Genomic DNA, 18,522 nt, shown 5'->3' with positions numbered 1-18,522 from the left:
CTCATAATAGACGATATAGTCCCCGACGGCCTGCTGGACATAGTTCAGATATGTGTGCGGAAAATGATATCGCTTCTCGGGTAGGTCCTTATAGCTTGGAGTGACCTTAGTTGTGAAAACTGCTTTGGTCATAAACGAATGCCTGCAACGTTCGGTGTCTCGGGCAGATTCAGCTTAAGGCAGCTTTGCTCGGTTAGATACTGGACTCAATCCTACTCCATCACCCTCGCCCTCATCTCCGCATCCGGCACAAAGCACTCGTCATACTTCCCGAAAATCCGATAACGATTCCGCGCGACGAGGTTGTAGACGGCGTCGCGAATGGGCTTTGGGATCAGCAGCAACGCCCGCGCCCAGCGCCATCCGGGCAGCAGGCTCAAGGTCGTCAGTGCACCGTCGGATTTGAACCAGGCGATGCCGCCGTGGATGACGGCGTTGGTGTCGGGATCATTGGGATCGATGTTGAAGGCCTGCGCCAGTCGCGTACCGTAATCCGACTGGATCGCGGTGAAGCGGAAGCGGCGGCTGACGTCGTGCGTGGCGATGTAGCGGATCCAGCGCGAGCAGAACACGCAGACGCCGTCGTAGAGGATCACGTCATCGTCGGGCCATCGGTTCATCTTGCGATCATACGCCTATCGGTTATCGAGCGTCAGCAGCGCCACCAGCATCAGCACGATCGCAGGCCCGGTCTTGACCAGCGCGCCGAGCGGCTCGATCCAGAGATCGGGCGTCAGGATCGCCGCACCCGCCATATAGCCCAGCGACGCCACGATGCCCGCGATCAATCCAAGCGCTGAAGTGCGGCGGAACGCGATCAGGATGCCGATACTCATGTCCATCAGGCTGGTGATAACAGTCACGGGCGCAACCAGGTCGGGCGGAAAGCCGTGCGCGCTCAGGATTTCAGTAGCGGCCGAATAGGAAACGAACAGCGCGATAAAGCCCGACACGGTCCAGAACAGCGCCAGACTCGCAATCATCAGCGCCTTGGCGAGGTAGAGCCGCGCGAACCATTTGTCCTGAATGGTGGCGGGGCGCTGGCCGACCGCCGCGGCCAGGGTTTTCGGCACGATGCCTGATACCGCCATCCAGCAAGAGGGATCGCCGCTGACGCCGCGGCGCAATTCGGCGATCGCGGTCGATCGCATCGGCGGCATCCAGCCGAGCCGGCTGGCGAGATCGCCCAGTTTGGCACCGAGATCGAGCAGCAAGCCGGGCAGCGTGACCCGCGGCATGTCCGACGTGCCGAATGAAGCGCGGAATTGCCCGATGACGCGGCCCAACGTGACCGGCTGCGGCTGCATCAGGTCCCATGTCACCGCGCTTGCCACAGCGTCGGCGATGTCGCGGCCGGCGAGCCAGGCAATGGTCGCGGCGATGTCCTCGATGGCGACCGGCTGAAACGGCGTCGCGGATTCCCTCTTCGGCAATTCAAACGGCAATGCCGCCAGCGCCCGCAGCAGCGCGCTGCCGCCATAGGCCGACGGCGCGATCACAAAGCCCGGCCGCAGGATCGCAGAGGCAATCCCGGATGCCGCGATCAGCCGTTCGGCCTCCCGTTTCGTCATGCTGAAGGCGGTGCGGTCCTGGTTGGCGGCGCCGGTAATCGAGATGTGAATCAGCCGGATTGCGCGGCCACTGCCGCGGATCGCCTCCAGCAACCGCTCGACGAAATCGCGATGCACGGCGCGGGTGTCGCTGCCGGGGCTGTCCTGCAGCACACCGAGGCAATTGACCACGACATCGATCTCGTGATCCCGGAGCAGGCGTGCCAGCGCCGGCGCATCCATCGACATCACGGGCCATTCGAGATCGAACGACGTCACCCTTTGCGCAGGCGAAAAATGCCGGGCGATGCCGACCGCATGAAACCCTCGCGCGCGCAGATCGTCGGTGACGAAACGTCCGATCAGGCCGGAGGCGCCGAGCACGAGAATGTTGCGCGCTGGTATGGGCTCGCTCATCAGTCCCCTAGAACGGCTTTGCAATCATCAGCCACAGGATGATCATGACCGAACCAAAACCGGGAATCCCGAACAGGCACCAGCGGCGGAACAGCGAAAAATATCGCGGCGGCAGCGGCCCGCTCTGCTTTGCCGCCATCCGCGCGAGATCGCGCATTTCGATCTGCATGAAGATCACGGGCACCCAGAACAGTCCGGCGACGACGTAAAGCCCGAGCGAAGCCATCAGCCAACGCTCGGTAAAGCCGGTCGTCGACAGCACCATCAGCCAGCCGCCGGTGAGCGGCTGCAGCAGCACCGCCGTCAGCGTGAACAGCATGTCGGCGATCACGACGGTCGTCGCGGTGCGCGCGATGAAGGCGGCGTCACCGCTGCGATGCGCCGTCAGCATGAAGAACGCGATTCCCGAGCCGGTGCCGAGAATGACGATGGCGCCGAGCACATGCAGATATTTGACCAGGAAATACAGCGTCATCGCTTTTTGGCCGCGGCCGGGGATCGCAGTTTTAACGCGCGATCGAGTTCAGGTGCGGCCAGTCTTACACCGCTTTCGGTTTCCGGCAGCCAGTGGCCCTCGCCGCCGTAAGCCGCCAGCACGCGAAAATCGACCTTGCCGCCGGGGCTACGAAACGCATCGGCCAGTTGCCGCGACAGCGCCGGCGAGAAATAGCTGTCATTGGCGGCTACCAGCCAGGTCACCGGCACGCGCGCGGCCTTGCCGAATTCGCCCGCCGCGGCAATCAGCGTATGCGGCGCGCAGACCTGATTGGGGAAATCGTCGGCATGGCCGCCACGGCCCGGCGCGAAGGCGACGATGGCGGCGACGTCCGCCGGGTTTTCGCCGGCCAGCGCCAGCGCGCCCCAGGCGCCCGCGGAATGGCCGACGATCACGGCGCCGTCCGGCTTGATGAAGGGTTGCTTGCGGACAAAGCCGAGCGCTGCTGCGATCTCGTCGGCGGTGGCGCGGCCGGCGTGCAAATAATCGGCTTCGTCGCAGCCGCCCTGGTCCTCGAGATATTTCCCGCCGGTGGCGCCATGCCCTACGCGTTCCGGCACCAGCACGGCAAAGCCGCGCGCCACCAGCCACGCCGCCAGCGCGCGGTATTCGGGCTGCGGCATTTGCGCGCGCCGCAACACGTTCTGCGTCGAGGCATGCGCGATCAGCGCCAGCCGAAACGGACCATCGCCGGGCGGGCGAAACAGAATTGCATGTGCCGGGGTATCCGGATCGGGCGACGGCACCAGCCATTGCTGCAGGCGGTACGGCTCGCCCTCGGCGCCCTGCGCTCCAAAGCCGGGTTGCGCCGACACGCTCCGCGAAGCAAGCGCTGCAACAACAACCAGCGCGAAAAACACTTTAACCGGGGGCATGAATTGGCCTGGTGCAGCCGAAGGAGGGAAACCGGAGTAGCCAACAGAATACCGGCGGCGAATCAAATCCAGTGCATTTTTCCGTGAACCGGATTTCGCCGCGGCCCGGTCCGGATCGATTTGCCGCCCCAGGACGCAGCGAAATGCCGGTCAAGGCAGCTGTCTGTCCTCTTTCGATACAATTGGGTAGAAAACTGATGCAGAAAATCCACACGTTAACCGATAATTAACGATGGACCTTGAAGACGGCGCGCTGACTTGCTTTGATTGGGTCATGAGCACAACCCTGATCGAGGTTCGACCGGCCAAAGCTGCGGATGCAGCCGCGGTGGCGTCTACCCATGACGAAGCCTGGCGTTCCGCCTATCAGGGCATCATTCCCGGCGCCGAACTTGAAAAGCTGATCAACCGCCGTGGCCCGCAATGGTGGGACAGCGCGATCCGCAAGGGCAGCCGTGTCAGCGTGCTGGTGTTCGGCGACAAGGTCGCAGGCTATGCCAACTACGGCCGCAACCGCGCCCGCAGCCTGCACTTCGAAGGCGAGATTTACGAACTCTATCTGCGGCCGGAGTTCCAGGGCCTCGGCTTTGGCCGCCGCCTCTTCACCGCTGCACGGCGCGATCTGGTCCAGAGCGGCCTGAAGAGCATGGTGATCTGGGCGCTTTCCGACAACGATCCGGCGACCGCGTTCTATCGCGCGCTCGGCGGCCGCATGGTCGCGCGCTCTTCGGAGAAGTTCGGGCCGAAATCGCTCGACAAGGTCGCCTTCGCCTGGACCAACTAGAATCTGGCTTTTCCCGCGCCAGCGACCGGTCTAAACCGGCCTCGCCTCGTGCTGTATCCCGTTGCACGATTTCATTCTAACGCCCCGCGGAGCAGTTCATGCGTATTGACGCCATCTCGATCGGAAAAAGTCCTCCGCACGACGTCAACGTCATCATCGAAGTGCCGGTCGGCGGCGAGCCGATCAAATACGAGATGGACAAGGAGGCCGGCACGCTGGTGGTCGACCGCTTCCTCTATACGGCGATGCGCTATCCCGGCAATTACGGCTTCATTCCGCACACCCTGTCGGGCGACGGCGACCCTTGCGACGTGCTGGTTGCCAATACCCGCGCCATCGTGCCGGGCGCTGTGATGAGCGTGCGGCCGGTCGGCGTGCTGCTGATGGAAGACGAGGCCGGCGGCGACGAGAAGATCATCGCGGTGCCATCGTCAAAACTCACCCAGCGCTATGACAAGGTGAAGAACTACAACGACCTGCCCGACATCACGCTGCAGCAGATCCAGCACTTCTTCGAGCACTACAAGGATCTCGAGCCCGGCAAATGGGTCAAGGTGCTGCGCTGGGGCGACGCCGACGACGCGCGCAAATTGATCATGGAAGGCATCGCGAGGGCGCAGGCGAAGTAAGTTTCTTCGCCTCCCGGACGCCGATCAGATGTCCCTCATGCGCCGGCTGATCAAGATCATCCGCAACATCCTGCTAATCGCAATCGCTGCGATCATCATCCTCGCGGCCGTGCTGGCCTTCAACGTCGTCAGCCACGGCTCGCGGCAGATGCAGGTCGCGGCGGTGCCGCGCGCTGCGGTCGACGCACAGGCCGCCGCAACTCGGCTCGCGGAAGCGATCCGCTTCAAAACCATTTCGAGTTACGAAAAGCCCGATCAGCACGCCGAGGCGCTGCGCGGCATGCAGGCGCATATCGAAAAGAGCTTTCCGGCGTTCCATGCCGCCGCGAAACGCGAAATCGTGGCCGATTACAGCCTGCTCTACAGCTGGGAGGGTTCGGACCCCAATACTTGACGAGGAAACCGCCGGCACCGCCGGCGCGAAAAACATCGCCGCCCTGCTGGCCTCGCGCGGCGTGAAACTCGATTTCGTGATCGATGAGGGGCTCCTGATCACCGAAGGCATCATGAAGGGCTTTGAAAAGCCGGCCGCGCTGATCGGCGTCGCCGAGAAGGGCTATGCCACGCTGGAGCTGACGGCGCATGCCACCCCCGGGCATTCGTCGATGCCGCCGCGCCAGACCGCGATCGGCATGATGAGCGCGGCGCTGGCGCGGCTGGAAGACCATCGCCTGCCGATGCAGATCCGCGGCACGGTCGCGGAAATGTTCGATGGGCTGGCGCCCGAGATGAGCGGCTTCAACCGCGTGGTGCTGTCGAATCTCTGGCTGTTCAAGCCGCTGTTGCTGCGCGAATTCGAAAAGAGCGGGCCGACCGAAGCGATGGTCCGAACCACCACGGCGCTGACGATCTTCAACGCCGGCGACAAGGACAATGTGCTGCCGGGCAATGCCGCGGCGTCGGTCAATTTCCGTTTGACCCCGGGCGGATACCCAAGCAAGCGTGATCGATCACGTCCGCGACACGATCGACAACGATCGCATTTCGATCACGCCATTCGCCGGCAATACCGATCCGCCGCCGGTGACGGCGACCGAGAGCCCGTCCTATCAGATGCTCACCAAGACCATTCGCGAGATCTATCCCGACGTCATCGTCGCCCCCGGCCTGGTGATCGCCGCGACCGACTCGCGCCACTATGTCGGTATCACCGCCAGGATTTTCCGCTTCTCGCCGGTGCGCGCGAACTCCGACGACCTGAAGCGGTTTCACGGCACCAACGAGCGCCTCAGCATCGAGGGCTATGCCGACATGATCCGGTTCTACCGCGGCTGATCGAGAATAGTGCGGGGTAGTCTCCTCTTCCGTCATTGCGAGCCAACGGGTGGCGCGAATGCGCGCCCGATGACAGGCTCCGCGAAGCAATCCATGCTCGCAACACGAGGAAAGAATGGATTGCTTCGTCGCTTTGCTCCTCGCAATGACGCTGTGAGAATTGGGTTGAGCCTCACACCCCCGGCTTCGGCAGCCCGCGAATCGCGCACGCCGCGCGCAGCGTGTTGACCAGCAGGCACGCCACCGTCATTTGCCCGACGCCGCCGGGCACCGGCGTGATCGCGCCGGCGACGTGGAGCGCTTCCTGGAAGGCGACATCGCCGACCAGCCTTGTCTTGCCGTCGGCGGCCGGCATCCGGTTGATGCCGACGTCGATCACGGTGGCACCGGGCTTGATCCAGTCGCCGCGCACCATCTCCGGCTTGCCGACGGCGGCATAGACCAGGTCGGCGCGGGCGCAGAGTTTTGCGAGGTCCCGCGAGCGCGAATGCGCGATCTTCACCGTGGCGTGTTCGTTCAGCAGCAATTGCACCAGCGGACGGCCGACTAGATTGGAGCGGCCGATGACGATGGCGTCGAGCCCTTCCAGCGAGGCATGCACGCTCTTGGTCAGGATGATGCAGCCGAGCGGCGTGCACGGCGACAGTGCGGCAAAACCGCCGGCAAGCCGGCCGGCGTTGTGTGGATGCAGCCCATCGACGTCCTTGGCGGGATCGATGGCATTCATGATGGTTTCGGTATGCAGCGATTTCGGCAGCGGCAATTGCACGAGAATGCCGTGCACCGCGGGATCGCGGTTGAGCTTTGCGATCAGCGCCAGCAGATCGGCCTGCGCGACATGGGCGGGCAGTTTGTGCTCGAACGAGGCCATGCCGGCTTCCTGCGTCTGCTTGTGCTTGCTGCGGACATAGACCTCGCTGGCAGGGTCGTTTCCGACCAGCACCACGGCGAGACCCGGGGTTAGCTGATGCTCGCACTTGACGCGGGCGACCTCGTCCGCCACGCGGGCGCGAAGTTCCGATGCAATGACCTTTCCATCGATGATGCGGGCCGTCATTTCAATCCTTCGTTTGCTCTCAAGCGCGCTAATCCGTGGCCGCGGTCAGTTTTCGTAAAGTCTCGCCAAGCAGTTTTGGATCGCCGTCGACCGCGACCTGCTTCAGCCGCGACGTCACGCCGGACAAGATCTTCACCCTGGCCTTGGGCACGCCGAGCGCCTTGGCCAACAGCTCCGTGACCGCACGGTTGGCCTCGCCGCCATCGGCAATGGCACGGACGCGCACCTTGAGCACGATCCGGCCATTGGCGAGCGTCTCGATCCCATCGATGTCGTCCCGGCCGCCGCGCGGCGTCACGCGCAATGCGACACTGATGCCCTCGGTGGAATATCGCCAAGGATCTGTCAGGTGCCGCTACTCCGATCAGAACACGCTGGGATAGATGTAGTAGGTGATCACCCGCTGGATGAACATGATGATCAGGATCACGATGATCGGCGAGATATCGAGCCCGCCCAGATTGGGCATGATCCGGCGGATCGGCGCCAGCACCGGTTCCGTGATCCGGTACAGGAATTCGGCGACCGCCGAGACGAACTGGTTGCGCGTATTCACGACATTGAACGCGATCAGCCAGGACAGGATGGCGGAGGCGATCAATAACCAGACATAGAGGTCGAGGACGATGAGGACGATGTCGAGGACAGCGCGCATGTGAGGGGGGCTCGCAGGAGGGGTACAGCTGCTAGATATCGGTTCATCCCCCCGCAAACAAGGGAAGTTCCCGGCCAAAGACGCCTAAAACGGCTCTTTCACCGTTCTTGACTTGACCTTGGGGCGGACTGTAAATGGCGCCGATTGTCGGCCGGATTCACGTTACGAACCGACCGCGACGGGGCCATAGCTCAGCTGGGAGAGCGCGTCGTTCGCAATGACGAGGTCGGCGGTTCGATCCCGCCTGGCTCCACCAGCCTTCGCTTGCTTCGCAAGCTACGGCTCGGCAAGCTATTGCCGTGCCCTCTCTTAGCGAAGCAATCGAAGGCTGCCGCGCCGTAGCCCGCAGGGCGAAGGCGGGCTCTATCCGCAAACCCCTCCCCCCTCACTTCCCCGTAAATCGCGGCGGCCGCTTCTCCATGAAGCTTGCGACCCCCTCCCTGAAATCGCTGCCCTTCAGCGCCACCTGCATCTCCCGGTTGGCGTCGATGGTCGCTTCCGCCAGCGTCTGGAACGGCACGTCGTAGAGCTGGCGCTTGATCACCGAGACCGCGCTTGGCGAAACGAAATCGGCCAGATCGCGCGCATAGGCATAGGTCTGCTCGCGCAACTGGTCCGGCGGATAGATCCGGTTGACCAGACCGATGCGCAGCGCCTCGTCACTATAAACCCGCCGCGCCGACATCAGCAGATCGAGCGCGTTGGCGTGGCCGATGATGTGCGGCAGCATCCAGCTGATGCCGTGTTCGGCGATCAGGCCGCGGCGCGAGAACGCGGTAGTGAATACAGTGTTGTCGGCGGCAAAACGCAGGTCGCAATAGAGCGCATGAACCAGCCCGATGCCGGCGGTGGCGCCGTTCAGCATGCCGATCACCGGCTTCGGGATCGCCGGATAATAGGCGTAACGCGTCTGCCAGTCCGGGCGGCGGTTCATGTCGAACGGCGGCGTGCTTTCGCCGCGCCTGATCTCGTTGGGGTCGATCGCCTTCAACCCTTCCATATCGGCGCCGGCGCAGAAGGCGCGGCCCGCACCGGTCAGCACGATGACGCGCACATCGTCGTTGCCGGCGGCGGCCTCCATCGCGTGGCGCACATCGCGCTCCATGATCGCGGTCCAGGCGTTCATGCGGTCGGGCCGGTTGAGTGTAATGGTCGCGATCCTGTCGCTGACCTCGTAGAGAATATGCTGATAGTCCACCGCGAATCTCCCGTTACGTTTTCGGTTATTGATTTTTCGCGCGCGAACCTTTCGGCCGCGCCAGATAGTCTATCGTTTCCGGCCTCTCCTTGAGCCATCCGGTCCAGCGCCTGAACACTTTGGTCATTCGCTCCGGCTCGACGCCGAGCTGCGCCATCGCAACCCCGCCGTTGACGGATTCCCGGTATTCGGCAATCAGGCCGTCCCGCACGATGAAGCGGCTGATGCCGTCGATCACCACATGCCGGCCTTTGAACTGCGGAATGGTCGAGGTGAAACTCGACAGCGACCAGGCATATCCCCGGCAGCCGTCGAACACGGGGTCGAACATTTCCCAGCGATAATCGGTGGCATCGCGATGAAACAGATCCTGCATCATATGCGCGATGTCGGCGCGGCCTTTGTGCGGGCCGTAGATGTAGTCGTGATAAACCGCATTCTCGGTGAAATGATTGGCAAAGCGCGCGCCGTCGCCGGATTCCGCCGAGCGCGTGAAATCATTCAATAGCCGCGCGAATTCATCGCCGGTCATGTCGCCTCCCGTTCACCCGCTTGTACCGATGCGGGCTTGCGCGTGCAGACTATCACATCTCTGAATTTGGAGAGGCGATTGAAGCGGCCGCGATATTCCGTGCGGCGGCTATTCGGCGGCTTCCGACATGATCACGCGCGGCATGCGCGTGAGCCAGCCGTCGATGAAATTCTTCAGCCATGCGCGTTCGGCGACGTCGCGCACGGCACGATCTTCGAAGTGAAGATGATGCGGCCGGGCGCCCGGCGAATCCATCCGCACGCAGCCGCGCGTGGTCCAGCGATGCATCATCGCGTAGGTGACATCAGGATGAAACTGGAGGCCGAACGCATTGCCGGACTGGAATGCCTGCACCGGAAAATCGTCGCCCTCGGCGAGCAATTCGCAGCCGGCAGGCAGCTCGAAGCCCTCGCCATGCCAGTGATAGACACGGTCCGGCCAGTTCGGGCAGAGCACATGTCCGGCTCGCGTCGGGCGGATCGGGTAGTATCCGACTTCGACGCGGCCTTCGGGATGCGGTGCGACCGGCGCGCCCAATTGTTTGGCAAGCATCTGCGCGCCGAGGCAGATGCCGAGAAACGGCCGCTGCTCACGCAAGGGGACTTCGATCCAGTCGATTTCCCGGCGGACGTAATCATCGCCATCATTGGCGCTCATCGGGCCGCCGAAGATGACCGCGCCGGCATGCCGGTCCAGCGTTTCCGGCAGCGGGTCGCCAAAACGCGGGCGCCTGATGTCGAGGCAATAGCCGAGCGCGCGCAAGGCATTGCCGACCCGGCCCGGCGTGGAGGTTTCCTGGTGCAGGACGACCAAAACCGGCAGCAAGGGCGGCGTAACCGCTATTGGCCTTCCCCCGGGGAAGGGCAGCACGACATTGGTTTGGTTCGACCGGAACGACATCGATTTGCCAGGAACCCCGCGAGGTAGGCGGCACGCAAGCTGCCAGCATACCTAAGTGATCCTTAATTTCAGGTGAGTTCACGCGAACCCATCTAAAATTTGGAAGCAAATCACGGGCCAGATATGCCCTTGACGGGATTTGTCAGCGCCGGCCCAGCTGAAGGCGGCCGACCACCGCCAAAATGAACCAGCGCGGGAACAGGCGGAGCAGGAGCGGCACAATCTTGATGCCAAGGCCCGGCAGCACCGCCCGCTTGTTGGCCATCAGCCCGCGGTAGCCTTGCTGCGCGACATCCCGCGCCGAGACGTTCAGGATCGCCGAATCGAGTCCGGGCACGAACCCGGCACGGGCCTGAAATTCCGACGGCACCGGACCCGGACACAACACGGTCACGCGCACGCCCAGCGGGGCCAGTTCGCGGCGCAGCGCCTCGGTGAAGGACAGCACATAGGCCTTGGAGGCGTAATACACCGCCATTCCCGGCCCCGGCAGAAAGCCGGCGACCGAACCGACATTGAGGATGCCGCCGCGATTGCGGATCAGGGAATCGGAAAATCGCAGCGACAGATCGGTCAGCGCGCGGATGTTGACCGTGATGATGTTGAGCTGCTCGGCGCGGTCGCGTTTGACCGCGAGACCGAACACGCCGAAGCCTGCATTGTTGACGACATACTCGACGTCTGCGCCGGCCGCGCTCAAGGCTTCCGCGATCTTGTCACAGGCGTCGGGCTGCGTGAGATCGCAGGGAATCACAATCGGCGCAGCACCACCGGCGGCGGTGATTTCTCCCGCCAACGTCGCCAGCCGATCCGCGCGCCGCGCCACCAGCGCCAGGCGGTGACCATGGGAGGCGAAAACGCGCGCCAGCTCGGTGCCTATGCCCGCCGATGCACCGGTAATCAGCGTCACACGCTCGGTCACGATTGAATGCTCTTAAATCAATTGCAGAGATGCCGCGAACGCGGGACGAGAGCATAGGCCCATAGTGGGACGCAAGCCACCCGCGGGCATGTCGGCATGCAAACGAACGGCATTGGCGAATTGAAATGCAACATTTTCAGGCTAATCGCGCGCGAAGGCGCTGTATTGCGCCGCACATTAAAATTTCGTCATCTGTGACAAAGTACGCTCGGCGACAGAGCCCCCAATCAGAGGCGTGTCAGATTGCCGCGTCTGCGACGCCCCAGGGACCTCTCGGCAGGGCGGATTGCTTCTCCGCCACCCGATGCTTGAGATCGATGCGGTCGCGCGAGGAAACGCCGAGCAGGTCGGCGGCGCGCCAGACCACATTGTTCTCGAATTCGCTGACCTGGCCGTCGGCATAGACCAGCTCCCACATCATCTCGACGATGCGCAAGCGGCCCTCCTCATTCACCGAGCGCATGATGACGCTGGTGAAATGATAGAGGTCGACCGCCTCGCCCTCGATCCGGGTCGCCGACGCGATCAGCTTGTCCGCGGCGCCGGGATCGAGCTTGAAGCGGCTTTCGATCAGGCCGTGCAGCTTGCGCTTCTCGATCTCGGTCGGCTCGCCGTCGAGCGAGACGACGTGGACCAGGAGTGCGGTCGCGGCCAGACGAAAATCGGTGTCGTCGAAGCTGCGATCACCATTCGCATCGGGTGAGACAATATCGGCAATGAATTGGCGAAGTCCGTCGAGCATCGAGGTCTCTGTCGATTGAGGTTTGATCACGGATATATGGCGCGGAAGATCGACCGGCGCAATCGGCGCGGGGTATGCCGATTGATTACCTTTCGGCAATCTGTCGTAGCTGTCATTCCGGGGCGCGCTTAGCGCGAGCCCGGAATCTCGAGATTCCCCGATGCGCAATTGCGCATCTGAGGTCTGGTGCTAACGCACCATCCCGGAATGACGGAACATCTCTCAAGGTATCTCGTACACCACGATCTTGTCGGCGATGCCGCGCAACGCCGCCTGCTTCTGGATCGGCTTGATCGCCTCCCGCTCCAGGATCGTGGCCACCGCAGGCGAGTCGATGATCGGGCCGGTGATGTGGATCTCCTGCGAGGTCGACAGGCTTTGCACCCGCGCTGCGATATTGACGGTCTGGCCGAAATAATCCTGCCGCTCGTTCAGCATCACCGCGAGACACGGGCCCTCATGGATTCCGATCTTGACGATCAGATCCTCCTTGCCGCGCTCGGCATTGAGCGCCGCCATCGCGGCCCGCATCCGAAGCCCCGCGGCCAGCGCGTGCTCGGGCCTGATGAAGGTCGCCATCACGGCATCGCCGATGGTTTTGACCACCGCGCCTTTTTCCGATGAGATGATCTCCAGCAGCGCGTGGAAATGCGCGCGCACCAGATCGAAGGCGGCGAGATCGCCGACCCGCTCGTACAGCGCCGTCGATCCCTTCAGGTCGGTGAACAGGAACGTCAGCGAGGTGATCTTCAGCCGCTGGTCGATGTTGAGGTTGTCGGCCTTGTAGACGTCCCGGAACGTCTGGTTGGTCAACATCCGCTTGGCGGTGAGGAACGGCTTGCGCTTGCCGATCAGATGATGAAGCGCTTGCGCCGCTACAAACACCGACGGCAGCACCCGCACGCCGGCCTGGTTGTCGAGCGACAGCCGCAACGGGCCGGGCCGCATCGTCATGGTCCCGGTCGGCGCCTCAATCCTGTTGTACATCAGCGACAATTGCTGACGCTCCTTGGTCGGCTCACCCTGGACATCGATGAATTGGGCCGAGTGGGTCACCGGCTCGAACACGATGATGAATTCCTTCGGCAGCTGCAGCGACAACACCGCCTTCTCGCCGGCCGGCAGTTCGAGCGCGTCAAGCACGACGTCGTTGGAGAGCGATGCGAACGACTCCTCGTCAAAATCGACGCCGGAACTCCAGAATATCTGCTTGAAATATTCCCAGATCGGCAGCGTGTTCGGATCGTGCGCCGCGATGCGCCGGACCCGCGGACTGACGGTGAAGGCGACCTCGACCTGTTCGTCGACGGAAGCCTCATAGCCGCAGGCGCACAGCCCGCAATGATAGTCGTCGTGGCGCAGCGACTTCAGCGTCGAGTGGGCATCGAGCACGCCGCCGCAGCCCGGACACAGCACGTTCCAGGTCAGTTCGAACAGGCCGAGCCGCGAGGCATGGAGGAAGCCGGAAATCACCCGTTCCTCGTCGAGCCCGGTTCGCCGGGAGAAATCCAGCACGTTGACCCGATTGAGCTCGTGGTCCTTGCCCTGCTCGATGAGCTGCAGGATGGCATCCGCCACCGCGGGATCCGCGGTCTGCTTCAGTACCGAAAATTGTGCCTGGATATCGCTCATGCCGGAACCTTAGATGAGATTGCCGGAGCCACAAAACAAGGCCTTTCGCCCGAACCCTCAATACCTATCGGGCTGTGATCGCAAACATCGGCGAGCGATCGGGCTGCGTCGTCACCACGCCAACCGGCATGACAGGTTCCCTGTCGATCAGGCTGACGCGGAACGCGCCGATCATCTTGGCCAGCGCCAATGTCGCTTCGACGAGCGCGAAATGCGCGCCGATGCAGACCCGCGCACCGACGCCGAACGGCAGATAGGCAAAGCGGTCGGGCGGCGTACCCGTCATGAAGCGCGACGGCACGAACGCACCGGGATCGCGCCACAGCTTTTCGTGCCGGTGCAGCAGCCACGGCGCCACCAGCACGATATCGCCTTTCTTGACCGGCATGCCGGCGATGGTGTCGGGTCCAGCCGCCGAGCGCGCGATCAAGAACGCCGGCGGATAAAGCCGCATGGTCTCGTCGACCACCGCGCGGGTGAATTTCAGCCGCTCGATATCGAGCGCGCCATTCACGCTTGCACCCTGCACCTCGGCCGCCAGTTCTTCCTGGGTGGCGGGACCGAGCGCCAGAAGATACAGCGACCAGAACAGGGCGGTCGCGGTGGTCTCGTGACCCGCGAGAATCATGGTCGCGATCTGATCGCCAAGCTGTTCGTCGCTGAAGGCATCACCGGTCTCCGGATCGCGGGCGGCGCCCATCAGGTCGAACAGATCGCGCGGCGGCGCGCCCTCGTTCTTGCCGGCAGCGCGGCGCTCGGCCATCAGCATGGCGACGAATGCCGTCCAGCGCTTGCGGAAGCGGGCGCGGGCGAAATCCTGCGGACTCGGCCAGCCAAGCGGCAACAGCAGATCGAGAACATGCGGCTTCGCCAGCCCTGCGCCATACTCCATGACGAAATCACGCAACGCTGCGCCGTGGCGATCCATTCCGAACGAGAACATCGTGCGTCCGGCGATCTCCAGCGTCATCCGTTGCATCGCCTCGCGCAAATCCACCGGCCCGTTGCTGGCGGCCTTGAGCTTTGCGATCGTCGCGTCCGTCGCTGTCAGCATGTGCGGCACCAGCGTCATGACCGCGCGTGGCGTGAAGGCCGGCGCCAGCGTTCGGCGCTGGTGCTTCCAGGCGCGCCCTTCCGATATCAGCAGGCCTTCGCCGAGCACGGGACGTAACACCCGGATGCTGGCCGGGGTGCGGGCATAATTCTCGTAATTGTCGACCAGCACATGCCGGATCGCATCCGGCGCGTTGAGGATGAAACTGCTGCGCCCGAAAAAGCGGCCGCGGACGATGTCCTCCTCATAGGCCCGCTGGCCCCAGCTGCCGATCGCGCTCTCGCGGATCGCCATCATCCGCCCGAAGGCGGTCATGTTGTCGGGCGCACGCGGCGGGCTCGGCGGCACCAGCGGCGCGCGCGATACCGGCATGTCGAAGACTTCGGCTATGCTCATACGTCCCTCGCTCGGACTTTATCACAGCCATCGATCCGGGCGCCATGAAGGCGTGGGGTTCAGGGAGAGCTAGTAGGTCAGTTCGGCCACCGCAATCCGGTTCTCCGATGCCGGCCATGCCCGCACCACGATCCGTTCCTCATTGAACAGCGCCACCACGGGGCGGCCGGCCTCCGCGGCCGAAAGCCGCAGCGTCGTGACCGAATCGGTCGGCACGCCCGGCTTCACGTCCGAAGGCTCCTTGCCGTCGATCAGCACCACATCGCGCGGCAGCCCGAAATATCCGCGCGGCCGGGACATCAGGACCACCGCACCGGCGCCGGCGTCAGCCGGTCCGAGCGGGCGCGCGGCGCGCAGATGCACAATGTCGGAGGAGCGCGGAAACGGCGAGCGATAGAAATGCGTGGTGACCGAACCCGGCGATGTCAGCACGATTTCAAGATACCAGGTAGGATCGGCCTGAGCCGGACCCCAGTGGCCGTCGGCGCCGGTCTTCGAGCTGTGGATCGGACCGCCGACCCGATCGCCGGTCTCGGCGGAAACGCGAAACACATCGACCGAAGCACCCGACACCGGGCGATTGGTCTGGACGCCGCCCGGCGTGCCGGTGACGAGGCCGCTGAGTTTGACTTGCGTTTCCAGCACAATCTCGATGCGCGACGGCTCGCGGCCGGCGATGAATTTGTAGACCTCGCGGAACGCGCGCGGGGAATAAGCGGTCTCGCGATGATCGACCGCGCCCAGCACGAGATTGGTCGCGCCCTTCAGGGCCGGGCCTTCCGACGTGATCCCGGTCGGCGTGCCCGGCTTGCCGACGAAGCGGCCGTCTGCTTGCGCATATTTGTCGATGCCATCGCTGCGCAAGGTGAGGAACGCCGTGCCCGGGGTAACTTCGCTGTCGCCCTCGTTCAATCCGCGCAGGAACGGGCCGCGGCCATTGAACTCGCCGCCGAGACCCTCGTCCCAATCATAGACGCCGTGGTTGGGAACGCCGCACAGCACGGCGTGGCTGACATCGGCGCCCCCGCCGTTCTTGATATAATTGCGGATCGGATAGCCGCCGCGCGAATTGCCGACCAGCGCGATGCGCGAGGCACCGGTGCGCGAATTCAATTCCTTGATGGCATCAGCGAGTTCGCGGCGCTGGTCTTCGGTCGACGAACGGTATTGCTGCTCCACCTTGTCGTCGGTGCGCGCCAGCGGATCGGTGAAATTGATCGCGAACATCCGGTCGCGCGCCACACCGTTGGATTCCATCCGCCACAGCGTGGTGATCCACAGCGCTGCCTGCTCGCCATTGCCATGCACGAACAGGATCGGTGGAACTTCCGCGGCGGTCGGCACGACCGGCGCCGTCTGCGCCAGCACCGGAAAGCTGAAGTTCCCGGCCAAAAGAGGCAGGATACCGGCGCCCCCAAGGACCGTTCGCCGCGATAGGCTCATTTTGTAACCCCCCGTTATTTTTCAGTACTTTAGCTGGGCCTTGGCCCACCTGATAGCGGCACAATGGCTGGACAGAACAGGACTTTCGCGGGCATCACTGGAGGACCGCGGGAATCATCGACCAGCCATTAGCAGGTCATACGGAACCGGATATGACTGAACCGTCAAATCGCCCGCCTTTTGCCGCCGACAGCATCATGGCGCCGTTGCGCCATTCGGTGTTCCGGCGCATCTGGCTGGCCAGCCTGGTCTCCAACCTCGGGATCCTGATCCAGGGCGTCGGCGCGGCCTGGGCGATGACGCAAATGGCATCCTCGGCGGACAAGGTCGCGCTGGTGCAGACCGCGCTGATGCTGCCGGTGATGCTGATCTCGATGCCGGCCGGCGCCATTGCCGACATGCATGACCGGCGCATCGTGGCGCTGGTCTCGCTGGCGGTCGCGCTGAGCGGGGCGACCGCGCTGACGGTGCTGGCGTGGCTCAACCTCATCAGTCCGAATATCCTGCTGGCACTGTGTTTCGTGGTCGGCAGCGGCATGGCGCTGTTCGGGCCGGCCTGGCAAGCCTCGGTCAGCGAGCAGGTGCCGGCGGAGACGCTGCCGTCCGCGGTCGCCCTCAACGGCATCAGCTACAACATCGCGCGGAGCTTCGGGCCCGCGATCGGCGGCATCGTGGTCGCAACAGCCGGTGCGGTGGCGGCGTTTGCGGTGAATGCGCTGCTCTATCTGCCGCTGGTGGTCGTGCTGTTCATGTGGAACCGGACCAGCGAACCGTCGCGCCTGCCGCGCGAACGGCTCAACCGCGCCATCGTCTCGGGCGTGCGCTACATCGCCAACTCGCCGTCGATCCGCACCGTGCTGGCGCGAACACTGGTCACCGGCCTGCTCGGCGGCTCGGTCTCGGCGCTGATGCCGCTGGTTGCGCGCGACCTGCTGCATGGCGGCGCGCAAACCTACGGCATCATGCTGGGGGCCTTCGGCATGGGCGCGGTGCTCGGCGCGCTGAACATCGCCGAAGTGCGCAAACGCCTCAGCGGCGAGGCCGCGGTCCGCGCCTGCGCGCTGTCGATGGCGGGTGCGATCGCGGCGGTGGCGATGAGCCGGCAACCGGTCTTGACCGCGGCAGCTTTGGTGCTGGCCGGCGCGGTGTGGATGCTGGCGGTGGCCTTGTTCAACATCGGCGTGCAGCTCTCGGCGCCGCGCTGGGTCGCGGGCCGCTCGCTGGCGGCATTCCAGGCGTCGATCGCCGGCGGCATCGCGCTGGGCAGCTGGGGCTGGGGACATCTCACCGACCTCGCTGGCGTCGAAACCGCGCTATTGGTTTCCGCCGGGCTGATGGGCCTCTCGCCGCTGCTCGGGCTGTGGCTGCGCATGCCGCCGGTCGGCGCGCGCAACGAGGCGGCCTCAGAGGTGCTCGCCGATCCCGAGGTACGGCTGTCGCTTACCGGGCGCAGCGGGCCCCTGGTGGTCGAAATCGAATACCGCGTCGCGCCGGACAACGCCCGCCTGTTCCACAATGTGATGCAGGAAGTGCAGCTGAGCCGCCAGCGTAACGGCGCCTATGGCTGGTCGATCGCGCGCGACATCGCCGATCCCGAATTATGGACCGAGCGCTATCACTGTCCGACCTGGCTGGATTATCTGCGCCAGCGCAATCGCGCGACGCAATCCGAACGCGCGCTGCATCAGCGCGCGATCGATTTTCACCTCGGGCCGGATCCGATCCGCGTGCGACGCATGCTGGAGCGGCCGTTCGGCTCGGTGCGCTGGAAGGAAGACACGCCCGATCGCGCGGCGAACGAAGTATTGCCGGTCGCAACGGCGGCGGGCAGCAGCACGTAATTTTCACGCCGTCATTCCGGGATGCGCCTCTTGGCGCAGGCCCGGAATCCATAACCAAGATCGTGAGTATGGATTCTCTGATGTGCAATTGCACATCATAGCTCGCGCTACGCGCGCCCCGGAA

At 64.0% G+C, this 18,522-nt stretch carries 20 protein-coding genes, 1 tRNA gene and 1 pseudogene; 7 read left to right on the top strand and 15 right to left on the bottom strand.

Going from position 1 to position 18,522, the window contains the following annotated elements:
- Window positions 1–212 precede the first annotated feature (212 nt).
- The 4 genes from NL528_RS01685 to NL528_RS01670 are packed head-to-tail and all read right to left on the bottom strand — an operon-like array spanning window position 213 to window position 3,338.
- Complete coding sequence (locus tag NL528_RS01685; protein WP_309181020.1) at window positions 213–620, bottom strand: DCC1-like thiol-disulfide oxidoreductase family protein; 408 nt, start codon at window positions 618–620, stop codon at window positions 213–215.
- 15 nt (window positions 621–635) lie between these two features.
- Window positions 636–1,967, bottom strand: a complete 1,332-nt coding sequence (locus NL528_RS01680; protein ID WP_309181019.1) for an SDR family oxidoreductase — start codon at window positions 1,965–1,967, stop codon at window positions 636–638.
- Between the two features lie 7 nt (window positions 1,968–1,974).
- A complete protein-coding gene (locus tag NL528_RS01675; RefSeq protein WP_309181018.1) occupies window positions 1,975–2,442 on the bottom strand; it encodes a DUF2269 domain-containing protein in 468 nt (155 codons plus the stop codon).
- Window positions 2,439–3,338, bottom strand: coding sequence for a serine aminopeptidase domain-containing protein (locus NL528_RS01670; RefSeq protein ID WP_309181017.1), 900 nt, complete (start codon window positions 3,336–3,338; stop codon window positions 2,439–2,441). The genes NL528_RS01675 and NL528_RS01670 overlap by 4 nt, the downstream gene beginning before the upstream one ends.
- 274 nt (window positions 3,339–3,612) lie before the next feature.
- Here NL528_RS01670 and NL528_RS01665 point away from each other — a divergent pair, with 274 nt between their 5' ends.
- The 5 genes and pseudogenes from NL528_RS01665 (at window position 3,613) to NL528_RS46880 (ending at window position 6,026) form a co-directional block, all read left to right on the top strand.
- Window positions 3,613–4,122 carry a GNAT family N-acetyltransferase gene (locus NL528_RS01665; protein ID WP_309181016.1) on the top strand — a complete coding sequence of 170 codons (510 nt, stop codon included), beginning with the start codon at window positions 3,613–3,615 and terminating at the stop codon, window positions 4,120–4,122.
- A gap of 98 nt (window positions 4,123–4,220) precedes the next feature.
- The gene (ppa, locus tag NL528_RS01660; RefSeq protein ID WP_309181015.1) at window positions 4,221–4,751 is read left to right on the top strand and encodes an inorganic diphosphatase; all 531 of its coding nucleotides are present in this window, start codon (window positions 4,221–4,223) and stop codon (window positions 4,749–4,751) included.
- Between the two features lie 28 nt (window positions 4,752–4,779).
- Window positions 4,780–5,145 carry a hypothetical protein gene (locus NL528_RS46890; RefSeq protein WP_375143975.1) on the top strand — a complete coding sequence of 122 codons (366 nt, stop codon included), beginning with the start codon at window positions 4,780–4,782 and terminating at the stop codon, window positions 5,143–5,145.
- Window positions 5,069–5,617, top strand: a pseudogene (locus NL528_RS46885) (peptidase dimerization domain-containing protein); the annotation flags it as partial. The gene NL528_RS46890 and the pseudogene NL528_RS46885, both read left to right, overlap by 77 nt.
- A 76-nt stretch (window positions 5,618–5,693) precedes the next feature.
- Complete coding sequence (locus tag NL528_RS46880) at window positions 5,694–6,026, top strand: hypothetical protein (RefSeq protein WP_375144124.1); 333 nt, start codon at window positions 5,694–5,696, stop codon at window positions 6,024–6,026.
- Between the two features lie 172 nt (window positions 6,027–6,198).
- Here the strand turns inward: NL528_RS46880 and folD are convergent, their stop codons facing one another.
- The 3 genes from folD to NL528_RS01640 are packed head-to-tail and all read right to left on the bottom strand — an operon-like array spanning window position 6,199 to window position 7,738.
- Window positions 6,199–7,083, bottom strand: a complete 885-nt coding sequence (folD, locus tag NL528_RS01650) for a bifunctional methylenetetrahydrofolate dehydrogenase/methenyltetrahydrofolate cyclohydrolase FolD (RefSeq protein ID WP_309181014.1) — start codon at window positions 7,081–7,083, stop codon at window positions 6,199–6,201.
- Window positions 7,084–7,111: 28 nt separating this feature from the next.
- Entirely contained in the window at window positions 7,112–7,432 is a 321-nt protein-coding gene (locus NL528_RS01645; protein WP_309185308.1) for a DUF167 domain-containing protein, read from the bottom strand.
- A gap of 15 nt (window positions 7,433–7,447) precedes the next feature.
- Entirely contained in the window at window positions 7,448–7,738 is a 291-nt protein-coding gene (locus tag NL528_RS01640) for a YggT family protein (protein WP_309181013.1), read from the bottom strand.
- A 180-nt stretch (window positions 7,739–7,918) separates the two neighbouring features.
- On the opposite strand from NL528_RS01640, the gene NL528_RS01635 reads away from it, so the two are divergent.
- A tRNA-Ala gene (locus NL528_RS01635) sits at window positions 7,919–7,994 on the top strand.
- Between the two features lie 129 nt (window positions 7,995–8,123).
- On the opposite strand, the gene NL528_RS01630 is transcribed toward NL528_RS01635, so the two are convergent.
- The 8 genes from NL528_RS01630 to NL528_RS01595 all read right to left on the bottom strand — a co-directional run bounded on the left by NL528_RS01630 (window position 8,124) and on the right by NL528_RS01595 (window position 16,557).
- The gene (locus NL528_RS01630; protein ID WP_309181012.1) at window positions 8,124–8,936 is read right to left on the bottom strand and encodes an enoyl-CoA hydratase; all 813 of its coding nucleotides are present in this window, start codon (window positions 8,934–8,936) and stop codon (window positions 8,124–8,126) included.
- A 25-nt stretch (window positions 8,937–8,961) separates the two neighbouring features.
- Window positions 8,962–9,468, bottom strand: coding sequence for a nuclear transport factor 2 family protein (locus NL528_RS01625; RefSeq protein ID WP_309181011.1), 507 nt, complete (start codon window positions 9,466–9,468; stop codon window positions 8,962–8,964).
- Between the two features lie 108 nt (window positions 9,469–9,576).
- Window positions 9,577–10,368 carry a glutamine amidotransferase gene (locus NL528_RS01620; RefSeq protein ID WP_309181010.1) on the bottom strand — a complete coding sequence of 264 codons (792 nt, stop codon included), beginning with the start codon at window positions 10,366–10,368 and terminating at the stop codon, window positions 9,577–9,579.
- Window positions 10,369–10,510: 142 nt separating this feature from the next.
- Complete coding sequence (locus NL528_RS01615) at window positions 10,511–11,290, bottom strand: SDR family oxidoreductase (protein WP_309181009.1); 780 nt, start codon at window positions 11,288–11,290, stop codon at window positions 10,511–10,513.
- 238 nt (window positions 11,291–11,528) lie between these two features.
- A complete protein-coding gene (locus NL528_RS01610; protein WP_309181008.1) occupies window positions 11,529–12,032 on the bottom strand; it encodes a TerB family tellurite resistance protein in 504 nt (167 codons plus the stop codon).
- A 222-nt stretch (window positions 12,033–12,254) separates the two neighbouring features.
- Window positions 12,255–13,664, bottom strand: a complete 1,410-nt coding sequence (locus tag NL528_RS01605) for an adenylate/guanylate cyclase domain-containing protein (protein WP_309181007.1) — start codon at window positions 13,662–13,664, stop codon at window positions 12,255–12,257.
- A gap of 64 nt (window positions 13,665–13,728) precedes the next feature.
- Complete coding sequence (locus NL528_RS01600) at window positions 13,729–15,114, bottom strand: cytochrome P450 (RefSeq protein WP_309181006.1); 1,386 nt, start codon at window positions 15,112–15,114, stop codon at window positions 13,729–13,731.
- Window positions 15,115–15,183: 69 nt separating this feature from the next.
- Window positions 15,184–16,557 carry a hydrolase gene (locus NL528_RS01595; RefSeq protein ID WP_309181005.1) on the bottom strand — a complete coding sequence of 458 codons (1,374 nt, stop codon included), beginning with the start codon at window positions 16,555–16,557 and terminating at the stop codon, window positions 15,184–15,186.
- Window positions 16,558–16,709: 152 nt separating this feature from the next.
- On the opposite strand from NL528_RS01595, the gene NL528_RS01590 reads away from it, so the two are divergent.
- The gene (locus tag NL528_RS01590) at window positions 16,710–18,398 is read left to right on the top strand and encodes an MFS transporter (RefSeq protein ID WP_309181004.1); all 1,689 of its coding nucleotides are present in this window, start codon (window positions 16,710–16,712) and stop codon (window positions 18,396–18,398) included.
- Window positions 18,399–18,522: the final 124 nt, after the last annotated feature.

It is taken from the genome of Bradyrhizobium sp. Ash2021 (assembly GCF_031202265.1).
Taxonomy (GTDB): domain Bacteria; phylum Pseudomonadota; class Alphaproteobacteria; order Rhizobiales; family Xanthobacteraceae; genus Bradyrhizobium.
This window is presented reverse-complemented; position numbering and strand designations above follow the sequence as displayed.

Bases quoted from the DNA above. Each gene is read 5' to 3' on its own strand.
- NL528_RS01685 (WP_309181020.1), bottom strand. From the start codon at position 620: ATGAACCGATGGCCCGACGATGACGTGATCCTCTACGACGGCGTCTGC.
- NL528_RS01680 (WP_309181019.1), bottom strand. From the start codon at position 1,967: ATGAGCGAGCCCATACCAGCGCGCAACATTCTCGTGCTCGGCGCCTCC.
- NL528_RS01675 (WP_309181018.1), bottom strand. From the start codon at position 2,442: ATGACGCTGTATTTCCTGGTCAAATATCTGCATGTGCTCGGCGCCATC.
- NL528_RS01670 (WP_309181017.1), bottom strand. From the start codon at position 3,338: ATGCCCCCGGTTAAAGTGTTTTTCGCGCTGGTTGTTGTTGCAGCGCTT.
- NL528_RS01665 (WP_309181016.1), top strand. From the start codon at position 3,613: ATGAGCACAACCCTGATCGAGGTTCGACCGGCCAAAGCTGCGGATGCA.
- ppa (WP_309181015.1), top strand. From the start codon at position 4,221: ATGCGTATTGACGCCATCTCGATCGGAAAAAGTCCTCCGCACGACGTC.
- NL528_RS46890 (WP_375143975.1), top strand. From the start codon at position 4,780: ATGTCCCTCATGCGCCGGCTGATCAAGATCATCCGCAACATCCTGCTA.
- folD (WP_309181014.1), bottom strand. From the start codon at position 7,083: ATGACGGCCCGCATCATCGATGGAAAGGTCATTGCATCGGAACTTCGC.
- NL528_RS01640 (WP_309181013.1), bottom strand. From the start codon at position 7,738: ATGCGCGCTGTCCTCGACATCGTCCTCATCGTCCTCGACCTCTATGTC.
- NL528_RS01625 (WP_309181011.1), bottom strand. From the start codon at position 9,468: ATGACCGGCGATGAATTCGCGCGGCTATTGAATGATTTCACGCGCTCG.
- NL528_RS01620 (WP_309181010.1), bottom strand. From the start codon at position 10,368: ATGTCGTTCCGGTCGAACCAAACCAATGTCGTGCTGCCCTTCCCCGGG.
- NL528_RS01610 (WP_309181008.1), bottom strand. From the start codon at position 12,032: ATGCTCGACGGACTTCGCCAATTCATTGCCGATATTGTCTCACCCGAT.
- NL528_RS01605 (WP_309181007.1), bottom strand. From the start codon at position 13,664: ATGAGCGATATCCAGGCACAATTTTCGGTACTGAAGCAGACCGCGGAT.
- NL528_RS01600 (WP_309181006.1), bottom strand. From the start codon at position 15,114: ATGAGCATAGCCGAAGTCTTCGACATGCCGGTATCGCGCGCGCCGCTG.
- NL528_RS01595 (WP_309181005.1), bottom strand. From the start codon at position 16,557: ATGAGCCTATCGCGGCGAACGGTCCTTGGGGGCGCCGGTATCCTGCCT.
- NL528_RS01590 (WP_309181004.1), top strand. From the start codon at position 16,710: ATGACTGAACCGTCAAATCGCCCGCCTTTTGCCGCCGACAGCATCATG.